We start from the raw sequence: 23,492 nt of genomic DNA, 5'->3' as shown, positions 1-23,492 counted from the left end.
CGCCGATCGCGATGGAAGAGAAGCTTCGCTTCGCCATCCGCGAAGGCGGCCGCACGGTCGGCGCCGGCGTGGTGTCGAAGATCCTGAAGTGATCGCTCCGGGCTGCGGCTTTTCCCGCAGCCCCGCCGGAACCGCTAGGCCAGGCCAGCCAGGCCGGGCTGTCCCGAGCGCCTGAACCGCAAGAAACCCGCCCCAAAAGGGCGGGCTTTTTTATCAGCGGCCGCAGGGGTCGCGGTCCCTGCGACCGTTCCTTCACCCATGCCGGACGCCCATTCCACCAGCGGCCATTCCCCATGCGCGGCATACGGCGCGCCCCGGAAAGCCCTGTTCCCGCGGCGGACGGATCGCGATTGCTGCCGCCGATACCCCCTGCCGGGGGCGGATCGCGGCCCGTTCGGCACGGCTTCCAACCGGATGCCCGGCCGTGTCATGATGGCGCATCCCTCCATCCCCGACGGCGGCAATCCCTAGCCCGCCCCTCACGGAGAACCGGCATGACCACTTATCACGGCTCCTGCTTTTGCGGCGCGGTCCGCTTCCAGGCGGAAGGCGACCTGTCCCAGGGCACCATGCGCTGCAATTGCAGCTTCTGCCGCAAGATGCGCTATTGGGAAATGCGCCTGCCCGACCCCGAGCAATTCCGCATCACCCATGGCGCCGAGATGCTGGCCGAGACGCCGCGCCGCCAGCAGGACGGGGTGGACATGCACCACCTGTTCTGTTCGCGCTGCGGCACGCGGCTGTGGACCGAGGGCGACCTCAAGGAAATGGGCGGCGGCTTCGTCCAGGTTTGCGTCAGCGCGCTGGACGGCGTGCCAGAGGCCGAACTGATCGCCGCCCCGGTGTTCTACGCCGACGGCGCGCATGACGCCTGGTGGAACCCGGCGCCCGAAACCCGACACCTGTGACCGCAGGCCGCGCGCCGCATGCGCTTTCACCGTTTTGCAAATACTCCGGGGAGCCCCGCAGGGGCGGGGGCAGAGCCCCCGGCGCCCGCGCATCCAGGCCGGACCGCCTCCGCCGGTTGCCTCGGCGCCGAAATCCGGCTATGGTGCCCGCCGCAGCAGAGGAGAACGGTGTCATGGACAACTCGCAGATCTGACCTTTCACGGACGGATTGAAGAGGATTTCCATGACCGGCTTTCTTGATGCGGCCTTGCCCCATCCCATGCGCTTTCCCGACGGCACCCTGAACCGGGGGCTGGTGCATCTGAACCGGGTGATCGACCATCCGAATATCGAGATCGGCGATTTCACCTATGCCAGCAGCTTCGACCCGCCGCAGGCCGGGGACTGGGCGGCGCGGCTGGCGCCCTATACCTATGCCGGCGCGCCCGAGCGGCTGGTGATCGGTCGGTTCTGCCAGATCGCCGACCGGGTGCGGATCGTCACCGCCTCGGCCAATCATCCGATGGCCGGGATCTCGACCTATCCCTTTGCGATCTTCGACCATGCGCGGGTGGGCGACTATATCGACCAGATCAGCGGCTTGCCGGATACGGTGATCGGCCATGACGTCTGGATCGGCGACGGCGCCACCATCCTGCCCGGCGCGCGCATCGGCAGCGGCGCCATCATCGGCGCCGGCGCCGTGGTCGGCGGCGCGGTGCCGGATTACGCCGTGGTCGCGGGCAATCCGGCCCGTGTCATGCGGATGCGCTTCGACGATGCCACCATCGCCCGGCTCATGGCGTTGCAATGGTGGCATTGGCCCCTGGAGCGGATCGCCCGCGCCACCGCACTGCTGGCCCGCGCCGATGTCGCGGCGCTCGAAGAACTGGCCGCCTGAGGCGGCGCGACGAAACCACCGGGCCCTTGCCCGGATCGCTGCGAATGAGGTCAGACATGTTCAGTTGGTTCGAACGCCGGCTTGATCCCTATCCCGCCGATACGCCGCGCATGCCGCCGCAGGGATTGTGGCGGTTCATCCTGCATTTCTCGCGCGGGGCCGAGGGCTACATGCTGTCGATGGCCGCCTGCACCGCCCTGATCGCCGTGGCCGAGGTGGTGCTGTTCGGCTATCTGGGCGAGCTGGTGAACCGGCTGGCCGGGGCGGACCGCCAGAATTTCTGGACGCAGGAAGGCGGCCGGCTGATGCTGATGGGCGCGCTGCTGATGATCGGGCTGCCGGTCCTCCAGATGCTGGTCTCGCTTTTGATGCACCAGACGCTGATGGGGAATTTCCCCCAGCGCATCCGCTGGCAGGCGCATCGCTATCTGCTGCGCCAGTCGATGAGCTATTTCCAGGACGAATTCGCCGGCCGCATCGCCACCAAGCTGATGCAGACCGCGCTGGCCGTGCGCGAAGTCGCGATGAAGTTCATGGACGTTCTGACCTATGTCGGGGTCTATTTCGTCGGGGCGCTGGTGCTGGCGGCCTCGACCGACGGCTGGCTGGCGCTGCCCTTTCTTGGCTGGGGCCTGGCCTATGGCGCGCTGCTGTGGTGGCTGATCCCGCGCATCGGCCGCATCAGCCAGGCGCAGGCCGATGCCCGCGCGGTGATGACCGGCCGGGTGGTGGACAGCTATACCAATATCTCGACGGTCAAGCTGTTCTCGCATTCCTCGCGCGAGGAGGCTTACGTGCGCGAAAGCATGGACGGGTTCTTGCAGACCGTGCATGGACAGATGCGGCTGGCCTCGATCCAGAACATCGCGCTGTCCACGCTGAACTCGGGCCTGACCTTTGCCATCACGGCGCTGGGGCTGTGGCTGTGGACCCGCGGCCAGATCGAGGTGGGCGCGGTGGCCGTGGCGATCCCGCTGGCGCTGCGGCTGGGCAACATGTCGCATTGGATCATGTGGGAGTTCGCCACGCTTTTCGAGAATATTGGCACGGTGCGCGACGGCATCGGCTCGCTGTCCTTGCCGCGCATGGTGACGGATGCGCGCGGCGCCCGTCCGCTTGCGGTGCCCGAGGGGCGGGTCGAGTTCGACCGCGTCACCTTCCGCTATGGCGAGGCGGCGCGGCCCGGCCGCGGCGCGGTGCTGGACGAGCTGAGCCTGGCCATTGCGCCGGGCGAGCGGATCGGGCTGGTCGGGCGCTCGGGCGCGGGGAAATCGACGCTGGTGAACCTGATGCTGCGCTTTCACGACCTGGAATCGGGCCGCATCCTGATCGACGGCCAGGACATCGCGCAGGTCACGCAGGAATCCCTGCGCGCGGCCATCGGCGTGGTGACGCAGGACACCTCGCTGCTGCACCGCTCGATCCGCGACAATATCGCCTATGGTCGCCCCGACGCGTCCGAGGCCCAGATCCTGCGCGCCGCCGAACTGGCCGAGGCGGATTTCATCGCCACCCTGACCGATTCGCAGGGCCTTCAAGGGCTTGACGCCCATGTCGGCGAGCGGGGCGTCAAGCTGTCGGGCGGGCAGCGCCAGCGCATCGCCATCGCCCGCGTGCTGCTGAAGGACGCGCCGATCCTGGTGCTGGACGAGGCGACCAGCGCGCTTGACAGCGAGGTCGAGGCGGCGATCCAGTCGCAGCTTGACCTGCTGATGCAGGGCAAGACGGTGATCGCCATCGCGCATCGGCTTTCGACCATCGCGCGCATGGATCGGCTGGTGGTGATGGAACAGGGCCGCATCGCCGAACAGGGCACCCATGACGCGCTGCTGGCGCAGGGCGGCATCTATGCGGGGCTGTGGGCGCGGCAGTCGGGCGGGTTTCTTGAGGCCGAGTGATCTTCCCTCTTGAACCGCGCCCGCGCCTGCCGTAATCAGACGCGCGGCTTAGGGGTTTAGCTCAGTTGGTAGAGCATCGGTCTCCAAAACCGAGGGTCGTGGGTTCGAGTCCCCCAACCCCTGCCAGCCGCTTTCCTGTCAAGACATGTGCCTGATGGCTGCCGAAATCACATGGTCCTGAGCATCCATCCGGGGGCGCACAAGACCGCCTCGACGCATCTGCAATATTCTCTGCGCCAGGTGCGGGATCGGCTGCGCGCGGCCGGGCTGGCCTATCTGGGACCCGACATGCTGCGCGGCCAGCCGCTGGCGTTGTCGATGATCCTGGCGCAGGGCCTGGGCGGGCGGGACGAGGCCGCGGCGCGGCAGGCGTTCCGCGACATGCGCGGCGATTGCCCGGACATGCTGATTTCGGAAGAAAACATCCTGGGGCTGACGCATCGCACCCGGCTGTATTCCCGAAGGGGAGAGTTCTATCCGCGCGCCGCCACCCGTCTGCGCCATGTCATCGCGCTGGCGGATGCGGGACCGGCGGTCCTGTATCTGGCGCTGCGCGATCCGGCGACCTTTGTGGTTTCGGCCTTTGGGCTTCAGGTCGCCGAGGGCAAGGAGATCGACCTAGAGGACTATCTGTGCGGCCGCGATCCGGCGCGGTCGGACTGGGCCGGGCTGGTCGGACGGCTGGCCGCCGTCGACAACCTGTCCCGGATCGTCCTGTGGCGCTATGAGGATTATCCGGCGCTGCGCCCGCGGCTTCTGGAACGGCTGCTGCCGCCCGGCCTGGCGGCCGAGGTGCCCGATTCGCCGCCCGCCAATGTCGGGCTGACCCAGCCCGGCTATGACTGGCTGCTGCGCCGCGCCGCGGCCGCCCCCGAGGCCGATATCCGGCTGCTGGTCCGCCGTGCCCGGCAGCGATTCCACCCCGCCGAGGGGCATGCGCCGCTGCGCCCGCTGGACGAGGCGACCTATGCCCGTTCGGCCCGCAACTATGCCCGCGACATCGAGGCCCTGCGCGCCATGCCGCGGGTCGAGTTTCTGGCCCCCTGACCGGCTGCGGCCAGATCAGTGCTTGAAATGCCGGCTGGCGCAGGCTATCTGACCGGCTGCAAGACCAAAGGGAAATCCATGGCCAACCCCGTGCAGTTCATCAGCCAGGTTCGCGGCGAACTTGGCAAGATCACCTGGCCCACCCGTCGCGAGGTGGTGACGACCACGATCATGGTCTTCATCCTGGCGTCGCTGGCCGCGGTCTTTTTCTTCCTGGTCGATCTGCTGATCAAGACCGGCCTGTCGACGGTGATCAACCTGGTCGGCAGCTGAGGGCTTGCATTGCGGGGCAGGGGGCGCTATGTCCGCCCGACCTGCCCATGACGCGGCGTGCATCGATCCGGTCGTGCGCGCCGATTTCAATTTGGCCGGGCGCTTGTGGCGATGGCATGGGACGCCGCCGGGGCAATTAGGGAATTCAATGGGTTGGCCTGGGCCTGCCCGGAAGGAAACAGGGGTCGATCGAGACATGGCAAAGCGTTGGTATTCGGTCAGCGTCCTGTCGAACTTTGAAAAGAAGGTCGCCGAGGCGATTCGTCTGGCCGTGGTCGAAAAGGGGCTTGAGGATCAGATCGACGAAGTGCTGGTCCCGACCGAGGAAGTGATCGAGATCCGGCGCGGCAAGAAGGTCACGTCCGAGCGTCGCTTCATGCCCGGCTATGTGCTGGTGCGCATGGAGCTGACGGACCGCACCTATCACCTGGTGAACTCGATCAACCGCGTCACCGGCTTCCTGGGCGCCCAGGGCAAGCCGATGCCGATGCGCGACGACGAAGTGAATGCGATCCTCAACCGCACGGGCGAGGGCGGGGCGGAAGTGGCGCCGCGCAACCTGATCAGGTTCGACGTCGGCGAAAAGGTGAATGTGACCGACGGCCCGTTCGAAGGCTTCTCGGGCATGGTCGAGGAAGTGGACGAGACGACGAGCCGCATCAAGGTCACGGTGTCGATCTTTGGCCGGCCGACCCCGGTCGAACTGGAATTCACGCAGGTCGCCAAGACCGCGTGAGAGTGCGCGGGAGGCCGCGCCCCTTGGGGCAATGCCGTACCGCTAAGTCGGCCCGCACAGGCGGGCGTGATGATAAGGAGAGGGCCAGATGGCCAAGAAAGTTGTCGGCAGCCTCAAGCTGCAAATCAAGGCGGGTCAGGCGACCCCGTCCCCGCCCGTCGGCCCGGCTTTGGGTCAACGCGGTATCAATATCATGGAATTCTGCAAGGCGTTCAACGCCCGCACGCAGGAGATGGAACAGGGCGCCCCGGTTCCGGTCGTGATCACCTATTACGCCGACAAGTCCTTCACGTTCGACACCAAGACGCCCCCGGCGGCGTTCCTGCTGAAAAAGGCCGCCGGCCTGAAGCCGCAGGGCAAGCGCAACCGCGCCAGGGGCTCGGACAAGCCCGGCCGTGCGACCGCCGGCACCGTGACCGTCAAGCAGGTGCGCGAGATCGCCGAAGCCAAGATGAAGGACCTGTCCGCCAACGACGTCGAATCCGCGATGCAGATCATCCTGGGCTCGGCGCGTTCGATCGGCATCGAGGTGAAAGGCTAAGCCATGGCTAAACTGTCGAAAAAGCAAGCCGCGGCGCGCGCCGCCTTTGCCGGCAAATCGAACCTCGCCATCGAGGAAGCGATCAAGCTGGTCAAGGACAATGCCACCGCGAAGTTCGACGAGACCGTCGAGATCGCGATGAACCTGGGCGTCGATCCCCGCCATGCCGACCAGATGGTCCGCGGCGTGGTGACGCTGCCCAACGGCACCGGCAAGGACGTTCGCGTCGCCGTCTTCGCCCGCGGTCCCAAGGCTGACGAGGCGAAAGCCGCCGGCGCCGAGATCGTCGGCGCGGAAGACCTGATGGAGACGATCCAGTCGGGCAAGATCGAGTTCGACCGCTGCATCGCCACCCCGGACATGATGCCGCTGGTCGGCCGCCTGGGCAAGATCCTGGGCCCGCGCAACCTGATGCCGAACCCCAAGGTCGGCACGGTGACGATGGATGTCAAATCCGCCGTGGAAGCCGCCAAGGGCGGCGAGGTCCAGTTCAAGGCCGAAAAGGCCGGCGTGGTCCATGCCGGCGTCGGCAAGGCCTCGTTCGATGCCGAGAAACTGGCCGAGAACATCCGCGCCTTCGTGGATGCGGTGAACCGGGCCAAGCCTTCGGGCGCCAAGGGCACCTATGTCAAGAAGGTCTCGATCAGCTCGACCATGGGTCCGGGCGTGTCGCTGGACCTCGGCTCGGCCACCTCGGCGCAGTAAGATCGTTTGAACATTACGAATGTGGCCGCCAAGCGAAAGCTTGGCGGCCTATTTGTATTCAGTCCTCAAGTTTGTCGGAGGCGATAATTCGCGCCGTCTTTCACGGCGCAAGTTCCGCCACAGAAATTCCTTTGGTTTCCATCAGGGCCAGCACGCCCTTGTTCAGCTTGAGATCTGTTCCTGTCGCGGTTCTGTAGTCCTTCAGGGTGCTCACGGCCTCGGGGATAAGGTCGTGGCGTAGAAAAGCGATAAAAAGCGCTTCGAAGGCTGGCCGATTTGGATACAGTTCGATGCTCTTTGTAAAAAGACGCCGGGCTTCCAGAGGATCAGTCCTCAAGATCGCCTTCCCGCGCTGATAGGTCCAGATGTGACAGCTTTCGGTGGGCAGTGACAATGGCGTGATGTGATCACGTTCAATCAGTTCCAGAATGAATGGCGTCAACTGGCGTGCGCGCTGGATGGGGATAAGTACGCCATGTCCGGTATGTTCGAGTTCGACCAGAATGGTATACTGCATCGACGGCTCCTTCTGCATCGCCTTTTCAAGCCCGATTAATATGAACGACTTCAGGGTCGCTCGCCAGTGGAAGGCCGGACATCGTTCCCGCAGTGTTTCCATCGCGTAGGGGGTGTAGGGCTTGGCAAGGCCCGTCGATTGCTTTAGGAACGCCCTGTTCGCGAGCGCATGATTCGTCATGCGCCCGTGATCTTCTGTCCGAGACGGAGGGCGGGCCGCAAGCCGCTAAGTCCTTCCTGAGATGGGGAATCAGACGAGACTTCAGATCAACGGCGCAAGCGCGATCCATTGGTTGGAAACATCTGGACCTTTCAAGCGGACTGAACGCGCCACCGGGCCCCAGGCCCGAGGGCAAAACTAGAGCCGGGGGGAAACCCCCAACTTGGAGTGAAACCGTGGATAGAGCGCAAAAAGAACAGGTGGTCGACGAACTCGGCCAGATCTTTGATGCCTCTGGCGTCGTGGTGGTTGCCCGCTACGAAGGAATGACGGTTGCCGAAATGCAGGACCTGCGCGCGCAGATGCGCGAAGCCGGCGGGTCCGTCCGCGTTGCCAAGAACAGGCTCGCCAAGATCGCCCTGGATGGAAAGCCTTGCGCCAGCATCGCCGACTATCTGACGGGCATGACCGTGCTCGCCTTTTCCGACGACCCCGTGGCTGCTGCCAAGGTCGCGGACAAATACGCCAAGGGGAACGACAAGTTCGTGATCCTGGGCGGTGCGATGGGCGACACGGCGCTTGACCCGGCCGGTGTGAAGGCCGTGGCCCAGATGCCGTCGCGCGAGGAGCTTATCGCCTCGATCGTGGCCTGCATCGGTGCCCCTGCTTCCAACATCGCGGGCGCGATTGGCGCACCTGCTTCCAACATCGCGGGCATCCTTTCGACTCTGGAAGAGCGCGAGGCCGCCTGAGGCAATCCCCATTCCGTCGTGGGGTTGAAACCCCGACGTTGGAACACTTAATGGAAAGAACGGAAAAATGGCTGATCTGAAGAAACTCGCCGAAGAAATCGTGGGCCTGACCCTGCTGGAAGCCCAGGAACTGAAGAACATCCTGAAAGACGAATACGGCATCGAGCCGGCCGCCGGTGGCGCCGTCATGATGGCCGGCCCGGCCGCCGGCCCGGCTGAAGCCGCCGAAGAAAAGACCGAATTCGACGTCGTCCTGGTCGAAGCCGGCGCCAACAAGATCAATGTGATCAAGGAAGTGCGCGGCATCACCGGCCTGGGCCTGAAAGAAGCCAAGGATCTGGTCGAAGCCGGCGGCAAGGTGAAAGAGGGTGCCTCGAAAGCCGACGCCGAGGAAATGAAGAAGAAGCTTGAAGCGGCTGGTGCCAAGGTCGAGCTGAAGTAATTGGCCGTTTCGGCCGATTGACTGCAAGAAAATGGGCAGGGTCCGGGGTTTTCCCGGACCCTGCCGAACCTGTCTTGAAGGGCGGTTTGTCCGCCAGACCTTCCTTCAGGGCATGTTCGGGGTTCGGGAGCCTCGCGGTGGGACGCGCGGCACGAATGGAACCCCGCCCCTCATTCGCCGCCTTGCGCCGGTCGGGCCCCGACGGCCGCTGCAAGCGAAAGACGAAAGGTAAGACCCTCTATGGCGCAAGCTTATGTCGGCCAGAAACGCATCCGGCGTTACTATGGCAATATCCGCGAAGTTCTGGAGATGCCGAACCTGATCGAGGTTCAGAAATCCTCCTATGACCTGTTCCTGCGCTCGGGCGACGCCCAGGGGCACCAGGACGGCGAAGGCATCCAGGGCGTCTTTCAGTCGGTGTTCCCGATCAAGGACTTCAACGAGACGGCGACGCTGGAATTCGTGAAATACGAACTGGAAAAGCCGAAATACGACGTGGACGAATGCCAGAGCCGCGACATGACCTATGCCGCGCCGCTGAAGGTGACGCTGCGCCTGATCGTGTTCGACGTCGACGAGGCGACGGGCGCCAAGTCGGTCAAGGACATCAAGGAACAGGACGTCTATATGGGCGACATGCCGCTCATGACGCAGAACGGGACGTTCATCGTGAACGGGACCGAGCGCGTCGTGGTGTCGCAGATGCACCGCTCGCCCGGCGTGTTCTTCGACCATGACCGCGGCAAGACCCATTCCTCGGGCAAGCTTCTGTTCGCCTGCCGCATCATTCCCTATCGCGGCTCGTGGCTGGATTTCGAATTCGACGCCAAGGACCTGGTCTTCGCGCGCATCGACCGCCGCCGCAAGCTGCCGGTGACGACGCTGCTTTACGCGCTTGGCATGGACCAGGAAGGCATCATGGATGCCTTTTACAATACCGTGGATTACAGCTTGCAGCGCGCCGGCAAGGGGCAGGCGGCCGGCTGGGTCACGAAATTCTTCCCCGAGCGCGTGCGCGGCACCCGTCCCAGCTTTGACCTGGTGAATGCCGAAACCGGCGAGATCATCACCAAGGCCGGCGACAAGGTGACGCCGCGCCTGGTCAAGCAGCTTGCCGAGCAGGGCGAGATCAACCTGCTGATGCCGTTCGAAAAGATCGTCGGCCGCTTCGTCGCCAAGGACATCATCAACGAGCAGACCGGCCTGATCTATGCCGAGGCCGGCGACGAGATCACCGTCGAATACGACCGCGACGGCGAAATGTCGGGCGGCCTGCTCAAGGTGCTTCTGGACAATGGCATCGAGGATATCCCGGTTCTCGACATCGACCATGTGAACGTCGGTCCCTATATCCGCAACACCATGGCGGCGGACAAGAACATGAGCCGCGACGGCGCGCTGATGGACATCTATCGCGTCATGCGTCCGGGCGAGCCGCCGACCGTCGAGGCGGCCTCGGCCCTGTTCGGCAGCCTGTTCTTTGACAGCGAGCGCTATGACCTTTCCGCCGTCGGCCGGGTCAAGATGAACATGCGCCTTGACCTGGACGCGCCGGACACCCAGCGCACCCTGCGTCACGAAGACATCGTCGCCTGTATCCGCGGCCTGGTGGAACTGCGCGACGGCAAGGGCGAGATCGACGACATCGACCACCTGGGCAACCGCCGGGTGCGTTCGGTCGGCGAACTGATGGAAAATCAGTATCGCATCGGCCTTTTGCGCATGGAGCGCGCGATCCGCGAGCGCATGTCCGGCGTCGAGATCGACACGGTGATGCCGCAGGACCTGATCAACGCCAAGCCGGCCGCGGCCGCGGTGCGCGAGTTCTTCGGCTCCAGCCAGTTGTCGCAGTTCATGGACCAGACCAACCCGCTGTCCGAGGTGACGCATAAGCGCCGCCTGTCGGCGCTTGGGCCGGGCGGTCTGACCCGCGAACGCGCCGGGTTCGAGGTGCGCGACGTCCACCCGACCCATTACGGCAGGATGTGCCCGATCGAAACGCCCGAAGGCCAGAACATCGGCCTGATCAACAGCCTGGCCACCTTTGCCCGCGTGAACAAATACGGCTTCATCGAAACCCCCTATCGCAAGGTGGTCGAGGGCAAGGTGACGGACGACGTGACCTATATGTCCGCCATGGAGGAGATGCGCCACACCATCGCGCAGGCCAATGCCGAGCTGGACGAGCAGGGCGGCTTTGTGCAGGAACTGGTCTCGACCCGGCAGGGCGGCGACTTCATGCTGAACCCGGTCGACGCCGTGGACTTGATCGACGTGTCGCCCAAGCAGCTTGTTTCCGTCGCGGCGGCGCTGATCCCGTTCCTTGAAAACGACGACGCCAACCGGGCGCTGATGGGTTCGAACATGCAGCGCCAGGCAGTTCCGCTGCTGCGCGCCGAGGCGCCCTTTGTGGGCACCGGCATGGAAGGCACGGTGGCGCGCGATTCCGGCGCCGCGATCATGGCGCGCCGGGGCGGCGTCATCGACCAGGTCGATGCGCAGCGTATCGTCATCCGCGCCACCGAGGATCTGGGCGCTGGCGATGCCGGCGTCGACATCTACCGGCTGCGCAAGTTCAAGCGGTCCAACCAGTCCTCGACCATCAACCAGCGCCCGCTGGTCAAGGTCGGCGAAAAGGTGGTCAAGGGCCAGGTCGTGGCCGACGGTCCCTCGACCGACCAGGGCGAACTGGCGATCGGCCGCAACGTGGTCGTGGCCTTCATGCCCTGGAACGGCTACAACTACGAGGACTCGATCCTGATTTCCGAGCGGATCCACCGCGACGACGTGTTCACCTCGATCCATATCGACGAATACGAAGTGGCGGCGCGCGACACCAAGCTGGGCCCGGAAGAGATCACCCGCGACATCCCGAACGTCGGCGAAGAGGCCCTGCGCAACCTGGACGAGGCCGGCATCGTCTATATCGGCGCCGAAGTGGGGCCGGGCGACATCCTGGTCGGCAAGATCACCCCCAAGGGTGAATCGCCGATGACGCCGGAAGAAAAGCTGCTGCGCGCCATCTTCGGCGAAAAGGCCAGCGATGTGCGCGACACCTCGCTGCGCCTGCCGCCGGGCGCCTATGGCACCATCGTCGAGGTCCGCGTCTTCAACCGCCACGGCGTGGACAAGGACGAGCGCGCGCTGCAAATCGAGCGCGAGGAAGTCGAGCGCCTGGCCCGCGACCGCGACGACGAATTGGCGATCCTGGAGCGCAACATCTATGCGCGCCTGAAATCGCTGGTCATGGGCAAGGAAGTCGTCAAGGGGCCGAAAGGCATCCGTGCCGGCGCCGTGGTCGATGACGACCTGCTGGGGCAGCTCAGCCGCGGCCAATGGTGGCAGCTTGCCGTCGCCGACGAGGATACCGCGAAAGAGGTCGAGGCGCTGAACCAGCAATTCGACAGTCTCAAGCGCGCGCTGGACAACCGCTTCGACGACAAGGTCGAAAAGGTCCGTCAGGGCGACGACCTGCCGCCGGGCGTCATGAAGATGGTCAAGGTCTTTGTCGCGGTAAAGCGCAAGCTGCAAGCCGGCGACAAGATGGCCGGCCGCCACGGCAACAAGGGCGTGGTGTCCAAGGTGGTTCCCATGGAGGACATGCCCTTCCTGGCCGACGGCACCCCCGTGGACCTGGTGTTCAACCCGCTGGGCGTGCCTTCGCGCATGAACGTCGGGCAGATCCTGGAAACCCATATGGGCTGGGCCGCGCGCGGCTTGGGCATCAAGATCGACGATGCGTTGCAGGATTATCGCCGCAATGGCGACATGACGCCGGTGCGCGAGGCGATGAAGAACGGCTATGGCGACGCGTTCTATGCCGAAACCTTCGGCGACATGGATGACGAGCGGCTGGTCGAACATGCCGATGCCGTGCGCGGCGGCGTGCCGATCGCCACACCCGTCTTCGACGGTGCGAAAGAGGTCGACATCAACGACGCGCTACGTCGCGCCGGCTTCGACACCTCGGGCCAGTCCGTGGTCTTCGACGGCCGCACCGGCGAGCAGTTCGCGCGTCCGGTCACGGTGGGGATGAAATACGTCCTGAAGCTGCACCACCTTGTCGACGACAAGATGCATGCGCGTTCGACCGGGCCTTACTCGCTCGTTACCCAGCAGCCGCTGGGCGGCAAGGCGCAGTTCGGTGGCCAGCGTCTGGGTGAGATGGAGGTCTGGGCCCTTGAGGCTTACGGCGCCGCCTACACCCTGCAAGAGATGCTAACGGTCAAGTCGGACGACGTGGCGGGCCGCACCAAGGTCTATGAAAGCATCGTCAAGGGCGAGGACAATTTCGAAGCCGGCGTGCCGGAATCGTTCAACGTCCTGGTCAAGGAGGTCCGGGGTCTGGGCCTCAACATGGAACTCCTGGATGCGGAGGACGATGAGTGACGGATCGCCTTGCGGGATGTGCATGGCGCATCCCGCAGGCCCGTCGCCACGCCCCCGCGCCCCTCATTAGGATTTGAAAATGAACCAGGAACTTGCCACCAATCCGCTGAACCCGCTGGCCGCGCCGCGGCAGTTCGACGAAATCCGCATCTCGCTGGCCTCGCCCGAGGAAATCCTCGCCTGGTCCTTCGGCGAGGTGAAGAAGCCCGAAACGATCAACTACCGCACGTTCAAGCCCGAGCGTGACGGGCTGTTCTGCGCGCGCATCTTTGGTCCGATCAAGGACTATGAATGCCTGTGCGGCAAATACAAGCGCATGAAATATCGCGGCCTGGTCTGCGAGAAATGCGGCGTGGAAGTCACGCTGCAAAAGGTCCGGCGCGAGCGCATGGGCCATATCGAACTGGCCGCCCCGGTCGCGCATATCTGGTTCCTGAAGTCGCTGCCGTCGCGCATCGGCCTGATGCTGGACATGACGCTGCGCGATCTTGAGCGCATCCTGTATTTCGAAAACTACGTGGTCATCGAGCCGGGCCTGACCGACCTGACCTATGGCCAGCTATTGACCGAGGAAGAGTTCCTCGACGCGCAGGACCAGTATGGCGCCGACGCCTTTACCGCCAATATCGGCGCCGAGGCGATCCGCGAAATGCTGGCCAATATCGACCTGGCGGCCACTGCCGACCAGTTGCGCGAGGATCTGAAAGAGGCCACGGGCGAGCTGAAGCCGAAAAAGATCATCAAGCGGCTGAAGATCGTCGAATCCTTCCTGGAATCGGGCAACCGTCCCGAATGGATGGTGCTGACCGTCATTCCGGTCATCCCGCCGGAACTGCGCCCGCTGGTGCCGCTGGATGGCGGCCGCTTTGCCACGTCCGACCTGAACGACCTGTATCGCCGGGTCATCAACCGCAACAACCGCCTGAAGCGGCTGATCGAGCTGCGCGCGCCCGACATCATCGTGCGCAACGAAAAGCGGATGTTGCAGGAATCGGTCGATGCGCTGTTCGACAACGGCCGCCGCGGCCGCGTCATCACCGGCAACAACAAGCGCCCGCTGAAATCGCTGTCCGACATGCTGAAAGGCAAGCAGGGCCGGTTCCGGCAGAACCTGCTGGGCAAGCGCGTGGACTTTTCGGGCCGCTCGGTCATCGTGACCGGGCCGGAGCTGAAGCTGCACCAATGCGGCCTGCCGAAAAAGATGGCGCTGGAACTGTTCAAGCCCTTCATCTATTCGCGGCTTGAGGCAAAGGGGCTGTCCAGCACCGTCAAGCAGGCCAAGAAGCTGGTCGAAAAGGAACGCCCCGAGGTCTGGGACATCCTGGACGAGGTGATCCGCGAACATCCGGTGCTGCTGAACCGCGCGCCGACGCTGCACCGCCTGGGCATCCAGGCGTTTGAACCCATCCTGATCGAAGGCAAGGCGATCCAGCTTCACCCGCTGGTCTGCTCGGCCTTCAACGCCGACTTCGACGGCGACCAGATGGCCGTTCACGTCCCCCTCTCGCTGGAAGCCCAGCTTGAGGCGCGGGTGCTGATGATGTCCACGAACAACGTGCTGTCGCCCGCCAACGGCGCGCCGATCATCGTGCCGTCGCAGGACATGGTGCTGGGTCTTTACTACACCACCATGGAACGCGAAGGCATGAAGGGCGAGGGCATGGCCTTCACCAGCCTGGACGAGGTCGAACACGCCCTGGCCTCGGGCGCGGTGCATCTGCATGCCCGCATTGCCGCCCGCCTGCCGCAGATCGACGAGAACGGCAACGAGGTCATCAAGCGCTTCGACACCACCCCTGGCCGGTTGCGCCTGGGCGCCCTGCTGCCGAAGAACGCGAAAGCGCCCTTCGAGCTGGTGAACCGCCTGCTGCGCAAGAAGGACATCCAGAACGTCATCGACACCGTCTATCGCTATTGCGGCCAGAAAGAGTCGGTGATCTTCTGCGACCAGATCATGGGCCTGGGCTTCCGCGAGGCGTTCCGTGCCGGCATTTCCTTCGGCAAGGACGACATGGTCGTGCCGCCGACGAAATGGGATCTGGTCGAGGAAACGCAGGACCAGGTCAAGCAGTTCGAGCAGCAATACCTGGACGGGCTGATCACCCAGGGCGAGAAATACAACAAGGTCGTCGATGCCTGGTCGAAATGCAACGACCGCGTCACCGACGCCATGATGAAGACCATCTCGGCCACGCAGAAGGACGAGAGCGGCGCCGAACTGGAGCCGAACTCGGTCTACATGATGGCGCATTCGGGCGCGCGGGGCTCGGTCAGCCAGATGAAGCAGCTTGGCGGGATGCGCGGGTTGATGGCCAAGCCGAACGGCGAGATCATCGAGACGCCGATCATCTCGAACTTCAAGGAAGGTCTGACCGTTCTTGAATACTTCAACTCGACCCACGGCGCGCGCAAGGGCCTGTCGGATACCGCGCTCAAGACGGCGAACTCGGGCTATCTGACCCGCCGCCTTGTGGACGTGGCGCAGGACTGCATCATCCGCGAGCATGATTGCGGCACCGACCGGGCGATCACCGCCTCGGCCGCGGTCAATGACGGCGAGGTGGTCAGCCCGCTTGCCGAGCGCGTGCTGGGCCGTGTCGCGGCCGAGGACGTTCTGGTTCCGGGCGAAGACGTGGTGATCGTGCGCCGCAACGAACTGATCGACGAGCGCAAGGCCGACGAGATCGAGGCGGCGGGCGTGCTGAACGTGCGCATCCGCTCGGCCCTGACCTGCGAGTCCGATGACGGGGTTTGCGCGCTGTGCTATGGCCGCGACCTGGCGCGCGGCACGCTGGTCAATATCGGCGAGGCGGTGGGCATCATCGCCGCCCAGTCGATCGGCGAGCCGGGAACGCAGCTAACGATGCGGACCTTCCACATCGGCGGCATCGCCCAGGGCGGCCAGCAGTCCTTCATCGCCGCGGCGCAAGAAGGCACGGTGGCGTTCGAGAACGAAAGCACCCTGGAAAACGCCAATGGCGAACTGATCGTCATGAGCCGCAACATGCAGTTGCACATCAAGGGTGCGACCGGCGATGCCCTGGCCAGCCACAAGCTGTTCTACGGCTCGAAACTGTTCGTTCGCCAAGGCGATGCGGTGGCGCGCGGCCAGAAGATGTTCGAATGGGATCCCTATACCCTGCCGATCATCGCCGAAAAGGCGGGCGTGGCGAAATATGTCGATCTTCTCGGCGGCATTTCGATCCGGGACGAGACCGACGACGCCACCGGCATGACGCAGAAGATCGTGACGGACTGGCGCTCGGCCCCGAAAGGCAACGAGCTGAAGCCCGAGATCATCATCGTCGATGCCGATGGCGAGCCGGTGCGCAACGAACAGGGCAACCCGATCACCTATCCGATGTCGGTCGACGCCATCCTGTCGGTCGAGGAAGGACAGGAAATCCGGGCCGGCGACGTGGTGGCGCGTATCCCGCGCGAAGGCGCCAGGACCAAGGACATCACCGGGGGTCTGCCCCGCGTGGCGGAACTGTTCGAGGCCCGTCGTCCCAAGGATCACGCCATCATCGCCGAAATCGACGGCTATGTGCGCTTTGGCAAGGACTACAAGAACAAGCGCCGCATCGCTATCGAGCCCGCCGACGACACGCTGGAGCAGGTCGAGTACATGGTGCCGAAAGGCAAGCACATCCCGGTGCAGGAAGGCGACTTCGTGCAAAAGGGTGACTACATCATGGACGGCAACCCGGCGCCGCATGACATCCTGCGCATCATGGGGATCGAGGCCCTGGCCGATTACCTGATCGACGAGGTGCAGGACGTCTACCGGCTGCAAGGCGTGAAGATCAACGACAAGCACATCGAGGTGATCGTCCGCCAGATGCTGCAAAAGATCGAGATCCTGGACAGCGGCGACACCACGCTGCTGAAGGGCGAGCATGTCGACCGCGACGAGTTCGAGGAAGAGAACGCCAAGATCGAAGCCAAGGGCGGCCGTCCGGCCACCGGCGAGCCGGTGCTGCTGGGCATCACCAAGGCCAGCTTGCAGACCCGCAGCTTCATCTCGGCCGCCTCGTTCCAGGAAACGACCCGCGTGCTGACCGAGGCCGCCGTCCAGGGCAAGCGCGACAAGCTGCTGGGGCTCAAGGAAAACGTCATCGTCGGCCGGCTGATCCCGGCCGGCACCGGCGGGGCCACGGCGCGCGTGAAGCGCATCGCGACCGAGCGCGACCAGGAGGTGATCGAGGCGCGCCGCGCCGAGGCCGAAGCTGCCGCCGCGCTGATCGCCCCCGAGGACAGCCCGGCCGAGGCCAGCAGCGGCGAGTGATCGTCCGCGAAAAGGAATGGGAAAAGCCCGGCAGCGATGCCGGGCTTTTTTCGCATGGGCGGACGGGGCCGTCTGAATAGCGCTTGCCTCGGCCTCGGCAATCTGGGATTGCAGCGCAAAAGTTGTTATTCGTCAAAAGGTTCAAAAATGCGCTTTGCTGGAAATGTGATCTGGTTCGTTCTGGGCGGGTGGTTCATCGCGCTGGTCTGGCTGCTGGGTGCGGCTGTCTTTGCGCTGACCATCATCGGGCTGCCCTTGACCCGTGCCGCCATCGAAATGGCCCGGCTTTCGGCCTGGCCCTTCGGCAAGGAGGTCGTGCATGTCCGCGACCTGGACCGCAAGCAGCTTTCGGCGGGGACAGCCGCCACGGGGACGATCGGCTTCGTCTTCAACCTGCTTTGGGCCGTTAGTTTCGGGATCGTCCTTTTCCTGTCCTATCTGGTGGCGGGCGTGCTGAACTGCCTGACGATCATCGGCATTCCCTTCGGGCTGCAAAGCTTCAAGCTGGCCGGCCTGTCGTTCTGGCCGGTGGGCCGGCGCGTGGTGGCGGTCGAGGTGGCGCGCATGGTCCGCGACGAAAAGGCCGCCGATCTGCTGGCGCGTTATCGGCGGGCCTAAACGGCGCTGGCTTTTCCGATGCGCCTTTCCTAAGCATTGGCAGACAGCCGGGAATCGCCATGCGGACACCGTTTCTTTCATTCACCCGAAAGGGGCGACCGCCGGCCGAGCCGCAGGTCTTTTCCGCCAGCGCAGCCGACAACCTGCGCGGCTCGGGGCTGATGATGCTGAGCGTGGCCGGCTTTACCTGCAATGACGCGCTGATGAAGGCGGCGACGCAAAGCCTGCCGCTTTACGAATCCATCACCATCCGCGGCGGGCTGGTGCTGCTGGTGATGGTGCTGATCGCGCGGGCACGCGGCGGGCTGCAATTGCGGCTGGCGCGGGCCGATGCCGGGCGGCTGCTGCTGCGCACCGGCGCCGACGTGGTCTCGACCGTGCTGTATCTGCTGGCGCTGCGGCGGATGCCGCTGGCCGATGTGTCGGCGATCATGCAGTCGCTGCCCTTGGCGATGACGCTGGCGGCGGCGCTGTTCTTTGGCGAGCGCCTGGGCTGGCGCCGGCTTCTGGCCATCGGTGCAGGCTTCGCCGGCGTGCTGCTGATCCTGCGGCCCGGCACCGGGGCTTTCGACCAATGGTCGGCGCTGGTCCTGGCGGCGATGCTGCTGATCGTGCTGCGCGACCTGGTGACGCGGACATTCTCGGCCCAGGTCGGCTCGTCCGGCATCGCCTTTTATGCCGGCTTCGCGGTGATGATGGCAGGGGCGGTGCTGGGCCTTACCGAAACCTGGCGCCTGCCCAGCCCGGCCGAGATGGGGCTTCTGACCCTGGCGGCCTTGTTCCTGACCCTGGGATATGTGACGGCGGTTTCCAGCATGCGGGTGGGCGAGATTTCCGTCGTCGCGCCCTTTCGCTATACCTCGCTGATCTGGGCGGTGCTGCTGGGGCTGGCGATGTTCGGGGAATGGCCCGACGCCTGGACCTGGGCCGGCGCGGCGCTGGTGGTGGGGGCGGGGATCTATACCATCCTGCGCGAGCGCCAATTGGGGCGGGCGCGCTGATGCGCGTGCAGATGCTGGGCCTGTGCCGGTTTTCCTATCTCGGCGACCGCGGTTTCCAAGTCATGCACGAGACGCTGGAGCAGCGGCGGGCATTCCTCTATGACCCCGAGCGGCTGGCCCGGCGCTGGCACTGGTTCGAGAATGTCACCTTGCCGGGATTGCTGGCGCAGACCGACCCGGATTTCACCCTGGTGCTGATGACCGGCCCGGACCTGCCCGAACCCTGGCTGTCGCAATTGCGCGAACTGGCCGACATCATGCCCCAGGCCCGGCTGGCGCTGATCCCGCCGATGGAAAGGCATCTCGACGCCTGCATGGCCGCCATCGCGCCCCATATCGAGGCGGGGGCCGACGTGGTCGGGCATTTCCGCCAGGATGACGACGATGCGGTCGCCATCGACTATGTCCACGATGCCAGGCGCGACTTCACGGCGATGCGCCCGCTGTGGGAAAGGCGGCGGCGGCTGTCTTGCGACTATTCCCGCGGGCTGGTGCTGAAGGCCACCGAACAGGGGATCTCGGTCGAGCCGCGGGTGATCTATAATGCCGTCGCGGCGCTGACCGTCTACCTGCCGCCAGATGCGCAGCGCAGCGTCATGCATTTCCCGCATTGGAAGATCGGGCTTTCCATGCCCGGCGTCACGCTGCCCGCCAAGCCGATGTTCGTGCGCTTTCTGAACCACGACAACGACTCGGGCGCGATCGGCGCGGGCTATCCCTGGGAAGCGGACCCGGCCGGCTGGGGCCGGCTTCTGGCGCGGCGATTCCGCATCGACCTGGATACGCTTGAGCGCAGCGCGCGCGCCTTTGGCCTGCCCGGCGCCGACCGGCCGCGCTGGGGCGTCTGACGGGCCGGCGCGCAGGGTCGTGCCGTGGGGGCAGGGGCGGGGTTTTCGCCGGCGCTTGCGGCGGTGGGGTTGTTGACTCCCCCCGGCTTTCCCCATATACGCCGCACACCCGCCAGTGATCTGGTCGGGGCCCAGAACCTCTGTGGTCATGATCCGGGCCGGAACGGCCTGATCCTCTGGTAATTCGACCCGTCCTCCCCCTTCTCGGGGACAGGATGGGTTCTGGCGTTTCACGATGTGCGTGATTCGCCGTCGAGAAGTGGCGCAGCAGGCCTGCTGCGAGTATTGACGAAAGCAAGACGGGGAACCGAATGCCGACGATCCAACAGCTGATCCGCAAGCCGCGGCAGCCCAAGGTGCAGCGCTCCAAGTCGCAGCACCTTCAATCCTGCCCGCAAAAGCGGGGCGTATGCACGCGCGTCTATACCACGACGCCGAAAAAGCCGAACTCGGCCATGCGGAAAGTCGCCAAGGTGCGTCTGACCAACGGGTTCGAGGTGATCTCCTATATTCCGGGCGAAAAGCACAACCTGCAAGAGCACTCGGTGGTGCTGATCCGCGGCGGCCGGGTGAAAGACCTTCCCGGCGTCCGCTATCACATCCTGCGCGGCGTTCTGGACACCCAGGGTGTCAAGGACCGTCGTCAGCGCCGTTCGAAATACGGCGCCAAGCGTCCGAAGTAAGGAGATAGGCCCATGTCCCGTCGTCACGCCGCTGAAAAGCGCGAAATCCTGCCCGACGCCAAGTATGGCGATCGCGTGCTGACCAAATTCATGAACAACCTGATGATCGACGGCAAGAAATCGGTTGCCGAACGCATCGTCTACAACGCACTGGACCGGGTCCAGGGCCGGCTGAAGCGCGAACCGATCGAGGTCTTCCACGAGGCGCTCGACAACGTGAAGCCTTCGGTCGAGGTGCGGTCCCGCCGGGTCGGCGGCGCGACCTATCAGGTCCCCGTCGAGGTTCGGCCCACCCGCCGCGAAGCCCTGGCGATCCGCTGGCTGATCGACGCGTCGAAAAAGCGCAACGAGCACACCATGGAAGAACGTCTTGCCGGCGAACTGGCCGATGCGGTGAACGGCCGCGGCACCGCCGTCAAGAAGCGTGAAGACACGCACAAGATGGCCGACGCCAACAAGGCGTTCAGCCACTACCGCTGGTAACCGGAAGGAAGGCCCTTTATGGCACGCGAATATCCGCTGGAGCGTTATCGGAACTTCGGGATCATGGCCCATATCGACGCGGGCAAGACCACGACGACCGAGCGGATCCTGTTCTATACCGGCAAGAGCCACAAGATGGGCGAGACGCATGACGGCGCCTCGACCATGGACTTCATGGAACAGGAAGCCGAGCGCGGCATCACCATTTCCTCGGCGGCGACCACCACCTTCTGGCAGCGCCACGAGGATGCGGACTACAGCGTCGATCCCGGCGAACGTTGCCGCTTCAACATCATCGACACCCCCGGCCACGTCGACTTCACCATCGAGGTCGAGCGTTCGCTGGCGGTTCTGGACGGCGCGATCTGCCTGCTGGACGGCAATGCCGGCGTCGAGCCGCAGACCGAAACGGTGTGGCGCCAGGCCGACCGCTACAAGGTTCCGCGGATCGTCTTCGTCAACAAGATGGACAAGATCGGCGCCGATTTCTTCAAATGCGTCGCCATGATCAAGGACCGCACCGGCGGTACGCCTTGCCCGATCGCGCTGCCGATCGGCGCCGAGGACCGGCTGGAAGGCATCGTCGATCTGATCAAGATGGAAGAATGGGTCTGGAAGGGCGAGGATCTGGGTGCGTCCTGGGTTCGCCAGCCGATCCGCGACGATCTCAAGGACGTGGCCGAAGAATGGCGCGGCAAGATGATCGAACTCGCCGTCGAACAGGACGACGAAGCGATGGAAGCCTATCTGGAAGGCAGCGAGCCTGACGAGGCGACCCTGCGCAAGCTGATCCGCAAGGGCACGCTGTCGCTGTCCTTCTTCCCGGTGATGGCTGGTTCTGCCTTCAAGAACAAGGGTGTGCAGCCGCTGCTGAACGCCGTGGTCGACTTCCTGCCGGCCCCGACCGACGTTCCGGCCTATGTCGGTTTCGCCCCCGGCGACGAGACCGAGACCCGCAACATCGAGCGTCACGCCACCGACGCGGAGCCTTTCTCGGCGCTGGCGTTTAAGATCATGAACGACCCCTTCGTCGGCTCGCTGACCTTCACGCGCATCTATTCGGGCGCGCTGAAGAAGGGCGACCAGATGCTGAACTCGACCAAGGGCAAGCGCGAACGCGTCGGCCGGATGATGGTCATGCATGCCGTCAACCGTGAAGAAATCGACGAAGCCTTTGCCGGCGACATCATCGCGCTGGCGGGCCTGAAGGAAACCACCACGGGCGACACGCTCTGCGATCCAGCCAAGCCGGTGGTGCTGGAGACGATGACCTTCCCCGAGCCGGTGATCGAAATCGCCGTCGAGCCCAAGTCCAAGGCCGACCAGGAAAAGATGGGCCTTGCCCTGCAGCGCCTGGCCGCCGAAGATCCGTCCTTCCGGGTCGAGACCGATATCGAATCGGGCCAGACCATCATGAAGGGCATGGGCGAACTTCACCTCGACATCCTGGTCGACCGCATGAAGCGCGAGTTCAAGGTCGAGGCGAATATCGGCGCCCCGCAGGTGGCGTATCGCGAGACCATCTCGAACGAGGCCGAGATCGACTATACGCACAAGAAACAGACCGGCGGCACCGGCCAGTTCGCGCGTATCAAGCTGATCATCACTCCGACCGAGCCGGGCGAGGGCTATTCCTTCGAATCCAAGATCGTCGGCGGTGCCGTGCCCAAGGAATACATTCCGGGCGTGGAAAAGGGCATCAAGTCGGTGATGGATTCGGGTCCGCTGGCCGGCTTCCCGGTGATCGACTTCAAGGTGGCGCTGATCGACGGTGCCTTCCACGACGTCGACTCCTCGGTCCTGGCCTTCGAGATCGCCTCCCGCGCCGCCATGCGCGAAGGGCTCAAGAAGGCCGGCGCCAAGCTGCTGGAACCGATCATGCGCGTCGAAGTGGTCACGCCGGAAGAATATACCGGCTCGATCATCGGCGACCTGACCAGCCGTCGCGGCATGGTCCGCGGCCAGGATACCCGCGGCAACGCGAACGTCATCGACGCTTTCGTGCCCCTGGCCAACATGTTCGGCTATATCAACAACCTGCGTTCGATGTCCTCGGGCCGCGCGGTGTTCACCATGCAGTTCGACCATTACGAGGCCGTGCCGCAGAACATCTCGGACGAGATCCAAAAGAAATACGCGTAATCCCGGCGGTGCGTGGGCAACCACGCACCCTACCAACCCCGTAGGGTGCGTGGCTGCACGCACCGTCAACATAAGGAGCCATGCCCATGGCAAAGGCAAAGTTTGAACGGACGAAACCGCACGTCAACATCGGTACGATTGGCCACGTTGACCACGGCAAGACGACGCTGACGGCTGCGAT

At 64.6% G+C, this 23,492-nt stretch carries 21 protein-coding genes and 1 tRNA gene; 21 read left to right on the top strand and 1 reads right to left on the bottom strand.

Features of this window, described 5'->3' with window-relative positions; translation table 11 throughout:
- From F3H32_RS16395 to rplA, 10 genes are all read left to right on the top strand, one after another.
- A partial coding sequence (locus F3H32_RS16395; protein WP_149766753.1) for an EF-Tu C-terminal domain-related protein occupies positions 1 to 92 on the top strand: 92 nt, incomplete at its 5' end.
- Positions 93 to 494: 402 nt separating this feature from the next.
- Positions 495 to 908, top strand: a complete 414-nt coding sequence (locus F3H32_RS16390; protein WP_149766752.1) for a GFA family protein — start codon at positions 495 to 497, stop codon at positions 906 to 908.
- 224 nt (positions 909 to 1,132) lie between these two features.
- Complete coding sequence (locus tag F3H32_RS16385) at positions 1,133 to 1,789, top strand: CatB-related O-acetyltransferase (protein WP_149766751.1); 657 nt, start codon at positions 1,133 to 1,135, stop codon at positions 1,787 to 1,789.
- Between the two features lie 56 nt (positions 1,790 to 1,845).
- A complete protein-coding gene (locus F3H32_RS18215) occupies positions 1,846 to 3,687 on the top strand; it encodes an ABC transporter ATP-binding protein (RefSeq protein ID WP_149766750.1) in 1,842 nt (613 codons plus the stop codon).
- 50 nt (positions 3,688 to 3,737) lie between these two features.
- Positions 3,738 to 3,813: transfer RNA gene (locus F3H32_RS16375), tRNA-Trp, on the top strand.
- 45 nt (positions 3,814 to 3,858) lie between these two features.
- On the top strand, positions 3,859 to 4,734 hold the full coding sequence (locus F3H32_RS16370) for a hypothetical protein (protein WP_149766749.1): 876 nt from the start codon (positions 3,859 to 3,861) through the stop codon (positions 4,732 to 4,734).
- A 78-nt stretch (positions 4,735 to 4,812) separates the two neighbouring features.
- Positions 4,813 to 5,007, top strand: a complete 195-nt coding sequence (gene secE / locus F3H32_RS16365; RefSeq protein ID WP_181900474.1) for a preprotein translocase subunit SecE — start codon at positions 4,813 to 4,815, stop codon at positions 5,005 to 5,007.
- Between the two features lie 196 nt (positions 5,008 to 5,203).
- Complete coding sequence (gene nusG / locus F3H32_RS16360; protein WP_115754098.1) at positions 5,204 to 5,743, top strand: transcription termination/antitermination protein NusG; 540 nt, start codon at positions 5,204 to 5,206, stop codon at positions 5,741 to 5,743.
- 88 nt (positions 5,744 to 5,831) lie between these two features.
- Positions 5,832 to 6,284, top strand: a complete 453-nt coding sequence (gene rplK, locus F3H32_RS16355; RefSeq protein ID WP_115754099.1) for a 50S ribosomal protein L11 — start codon at positions 5,832 to 5,834, stop codon at positions 6,282 to 6,284.
- Between the two features lie 3 nt (positions 6,285 to 6,287).
- On the top strand, positions 6,288 to 6,989 hold the full coding sequence (gene rplA / locus F3H32_RS16350; RefSeq protein WP_115754100.1) for a 50S ribosomal protein L1: 702 nt from the start codon (positions 6,288 to 6,290) through the stop codon (positions 6,987 to 6,989).
- Positions 6,990 to 7,089: 100 nt separating this feature from the next.
- Here the strand turns inward: rplA and F3H32_RS16345 are convergent, their stop codons facing one another.
- The gene (locus F3H32_RS16345) at positions 7,090 to 7,686 is read right to left on the bottom strand and encodes a hypothetical protein (protein ID WP_149766748.1); all 597 of its coding nucleotides are present in this window, start codon (positions 7,684 to 7,686) and stop codon (positions 7,090 to 7,092) included.
- Between the two features lie 215 nt (positions 7,687 to 7,901).
- Between F3H32_RS16345 and rplJ the strand changes: the two genes are divergently transcribed.
- From rplJ to F3H32_RS16290, 11 genes are all read left to right on the top strand, one after another.
- Positions 7,902 to 8,417 carry a 50S ribosomal protein L10 gene (gene rplJ, locus F3H32_RS16340; RefSeq protein WP_115754102.1) on the top strand — a complete coding sequence of 172 codons (516 nt, stop codon included), beginning with the start codon at positions 7,902 to 7,904 and terminating at the stop codon, positions 8,415 to 8,417.
- A gap of 67 nt (positions 8,418 to 8,484) precedes the next feature.
- Positions 8,485 to 8,859, top strand: coding sequence for a 50S ribosomal protein L7/L12 (rplL, locus tag F3H32_RS16335; protein WP_115754103.1), 375 nt, complete (start codon positions 8,485 to 8,487; stop codon positions 8,857 to 8,859).
- A 240-nt stretch (positions 8,860 to 9,099) separates the two neighbouring features.
- Positions 9,100 to 13,248, top strand: coding sequence for a DNA-directed RNA polymerase subunit beta (gene rpoB / locus F3H32_RS16330; RefSeq protein ID WP_149766747.1), 4,149 nt, complete (start codon positions 9,100 to 9,102; stop codon positions 13,246 to 13,248).
- A gap of 79 nt (positions 13,249 to 13,327) precedes the next feature.
- Positions 13,328 to 17,536 (top strand): DNA-directed RNA polymerase subunit beta', encoded by a 4,209-nt coding sequence (gene rpoC, locus F3H32_RS16325; protein WP_149766746.1) that lies wholly within the window; start codon positions 13,328 to 13,330, stop codon positions 17,534 to 17,536.
- Between the two features lie 147 nt (positions 17,537 to 17,683).
- Complete coding sequence (locus tag F3H32_RS16320; protein ID WP_115754106.1) at positions 17,684 to 18,154, top strand: YccF family protein; 471 nt, start codon at positions 17,684 to 17,686, stop codon at positions 18,152 to 18,154.
- 59 nt (positions 18,155 to 18,213) lie between these two features.
- On the top strand, positions 18,214 to 19,155 hold the full coding sequence (locus tag F3H32_RS16315; protein ID WP_149766745.1) for a DMT family transporter: 942 nt from the start codon (positions 18,214 to 18,216) through the stop codon (positions 19,153 to 19,155).
- Positions 19,155 to 20,003 (top strand): putative rhamnosyl transferase, encoded by an 849-nt coding sequence (locus tag F3H32_RS16310; protein ID WP_149766744.1) that lies wholly within the window; start codon positions 19,155 to 19,157, stop codon positions 20,001 to 20,003. Before F3H32_RS16315 ends, F3H32_RS16310 begins: the two co-directional genes overlap by 1 nt.
- Positions 20,004 to 20,314: 311 nt before the next feature.
- A complete protein-coding gene (rpsL, locus tag F3H32_RS16305; protein WP_010399029.1) occupies positions 20,315 to 20,686 on the top strand; it encodes a 30S ribosomal protein S12 in 372 nt (123 codons plus the stop codon).
- Positions 20,687 to 20,698: 12 nt separating this feature from the next.
- The gene (gene rpsG, locus F3H32_RS16300; protein ID WP_115754110.1) at positions 20,699 to 21,169 is read left to right on the top strand and encodes a 30S ribosomal protein S7; all 471 of its coding nucleotides are present in this window, start codon (positions 20,699 to 20,701) and stop codon (positions 21,167 to 21,169) included.
- A gap of 18 nt (positions 21,170 to 21,187) precedes the next feature.
- Entirely contained in the window at positions 21,188 to 23,311 is a 2,124-nt protein-coding gene (gene fusA, locus F3H32_RS16295) for an elongation factor G (protein WP_149766743.1), read from the top strand.
- Positions 23,312 to 23,397: 86 nt separating this feature from the next.
- On the top strand, positions 23,398 to 23,492 hold a 95-nt coding region (locus F3H32_RS16290; RefSeq protein ID WP_023878051.1), incomplete at its 3' end, for a GTP-binding protein.

The sequence above is a fragment of the Paracoccus thiocyanatus genome, from assembly GCF_900156255.1.
Taxonomy (GTDB): Bacteria; Pseudomonadota; Alphaproteobacteria; order Rhodobacterales; family Rhodobacteraceae; genus Paracoccus; species Paracoccus thiocyanatus.
The sequence above is the reverse complement of the archived record's forward strand: the minus strand, read 5'-3'. Positions and strand labels throughout refer to the sequence as shown.

Bases quoted from the DNA above. Each gene is read 5' to 3' on its own strand.
- F3H32_RS16390 (WP_149766752.1), top strand. From the start codon at position 495: ATGACCACTTATCACGGCTCCTGCTTTTGCGGCGCGGTCCGCTTCCAG.
- F3H32_RS16385 (WP_149766751.1), top strand. From the start codon at position 1,133: ATGACCGGCTTTCTTGATGCGGCCTTGCCCCATCCCATGCGCTTTCCC.
- F3H32_RS18215 (WP_149766750.1), top strand. From the start codon at position 1,846: ATGTTCAGTTGGTTCGAACGCCGGCTTGATCCCTATCCCGCCGATACG.
- F3H32_RS16370 (WP_149766749.1), top strand. From the start codon at position 3,859: ATGGTCCTGAGCATCCATCCGGGGGCGCACAAGACCGCCTCGACGCAT.
- secE (WP_181900474.1), top strand. From the start codon at position 4,813: ATGGCCAACCCCGTGCAGTTCATCAGCCAGGTTCGCGGCGAACTTGGC.
- nusG (WP_115754098.1), top strand. From the start codon at position 5,204: ATGGCAAAGCGTTGGTATTCGGTCAGCGTCCTGTCGAACTTTGAAAAG.
- rplK (WP_115754099.1), top strand. From the start codon at position 5,832: ATGGCCAAGAAAGTTGTCGGCAGCCTCAAGCTGCAAATCAAGGCGGGT.
- rplA (WP_115754100.1), top strand. From the start codon at position 6,288: ATGGCTAAACTGTCGAAAAAGCAAGCCGCGGCGCGCGCCGCCTTTGCC.
- F3H32_RS16345 (WP_149766748.1), bottom strand. From the start codon at position 7,686: ATGACGAATCATGCGCTCGCGAACAGGGCGTTCCTAAAGCAATCGACG.
- rplL (WP_115754103.1), top strand. From the start codon at position 8,485: ATGGCTGATCTGAAGAAACTCGCCGAAGAAATCGTGGGCCTGACCCTG.
- rpoB (WP_149766747.1), top strand. From the start codon at position 9,100: ATGGCGCAAGCTTATGTCGGCCAGAAACGCATCCGGCGTTACTATGGC.
- rpoC (WP_149766746.1), top strand. From the start codon at position 13,328: ATGAACCAGGAACTTGCCACCAATCCGCTGAACCCGCTGGCCGCGCCG.
- F3H32_RS16320 (WP_115754106.1), top strand. From the start codon at position 17,684: ATGCGCTTTGCTGGAAATGTGATCTGGTTCGTTCTGGGCGGGTGGTTC.
- F3H32_RS16315 (WP_149766745.1), top strand. From the start codon at position 18,214: ATGCGGACACCGTTTCTTTCATTCACCCGAAAGGGGCGACCGCCGGCC.
- F3H32_RS16310 (WP_149766744.1), top strand. From the start codon at position 19,155: ATGCGCGTGCAGATGCTGGGCCTGTGCCGGTTTTCCTATCTCGGCGAC.
- rpsL (WP_010399029.1), top strand. From the start codon at position 20,315: ATGCCGACGATCCAACAGCTGATCCGCAAGCCGCGGCAGCCCAAGGTG.
- rpsG (WP_115754110.1), top strand. From the start codon at position 20,699: ATGTCCCGTCGTCACGCCGCTGAAAAGCGCGAAATCCTGCCCGACGCC.
- fusA (WP_149766743.1), top strand. From the start codon at position 21,188: ATGGCACGCGAATATCCGCTGGAGCGTTATCGGAACTTCGGGATCATG.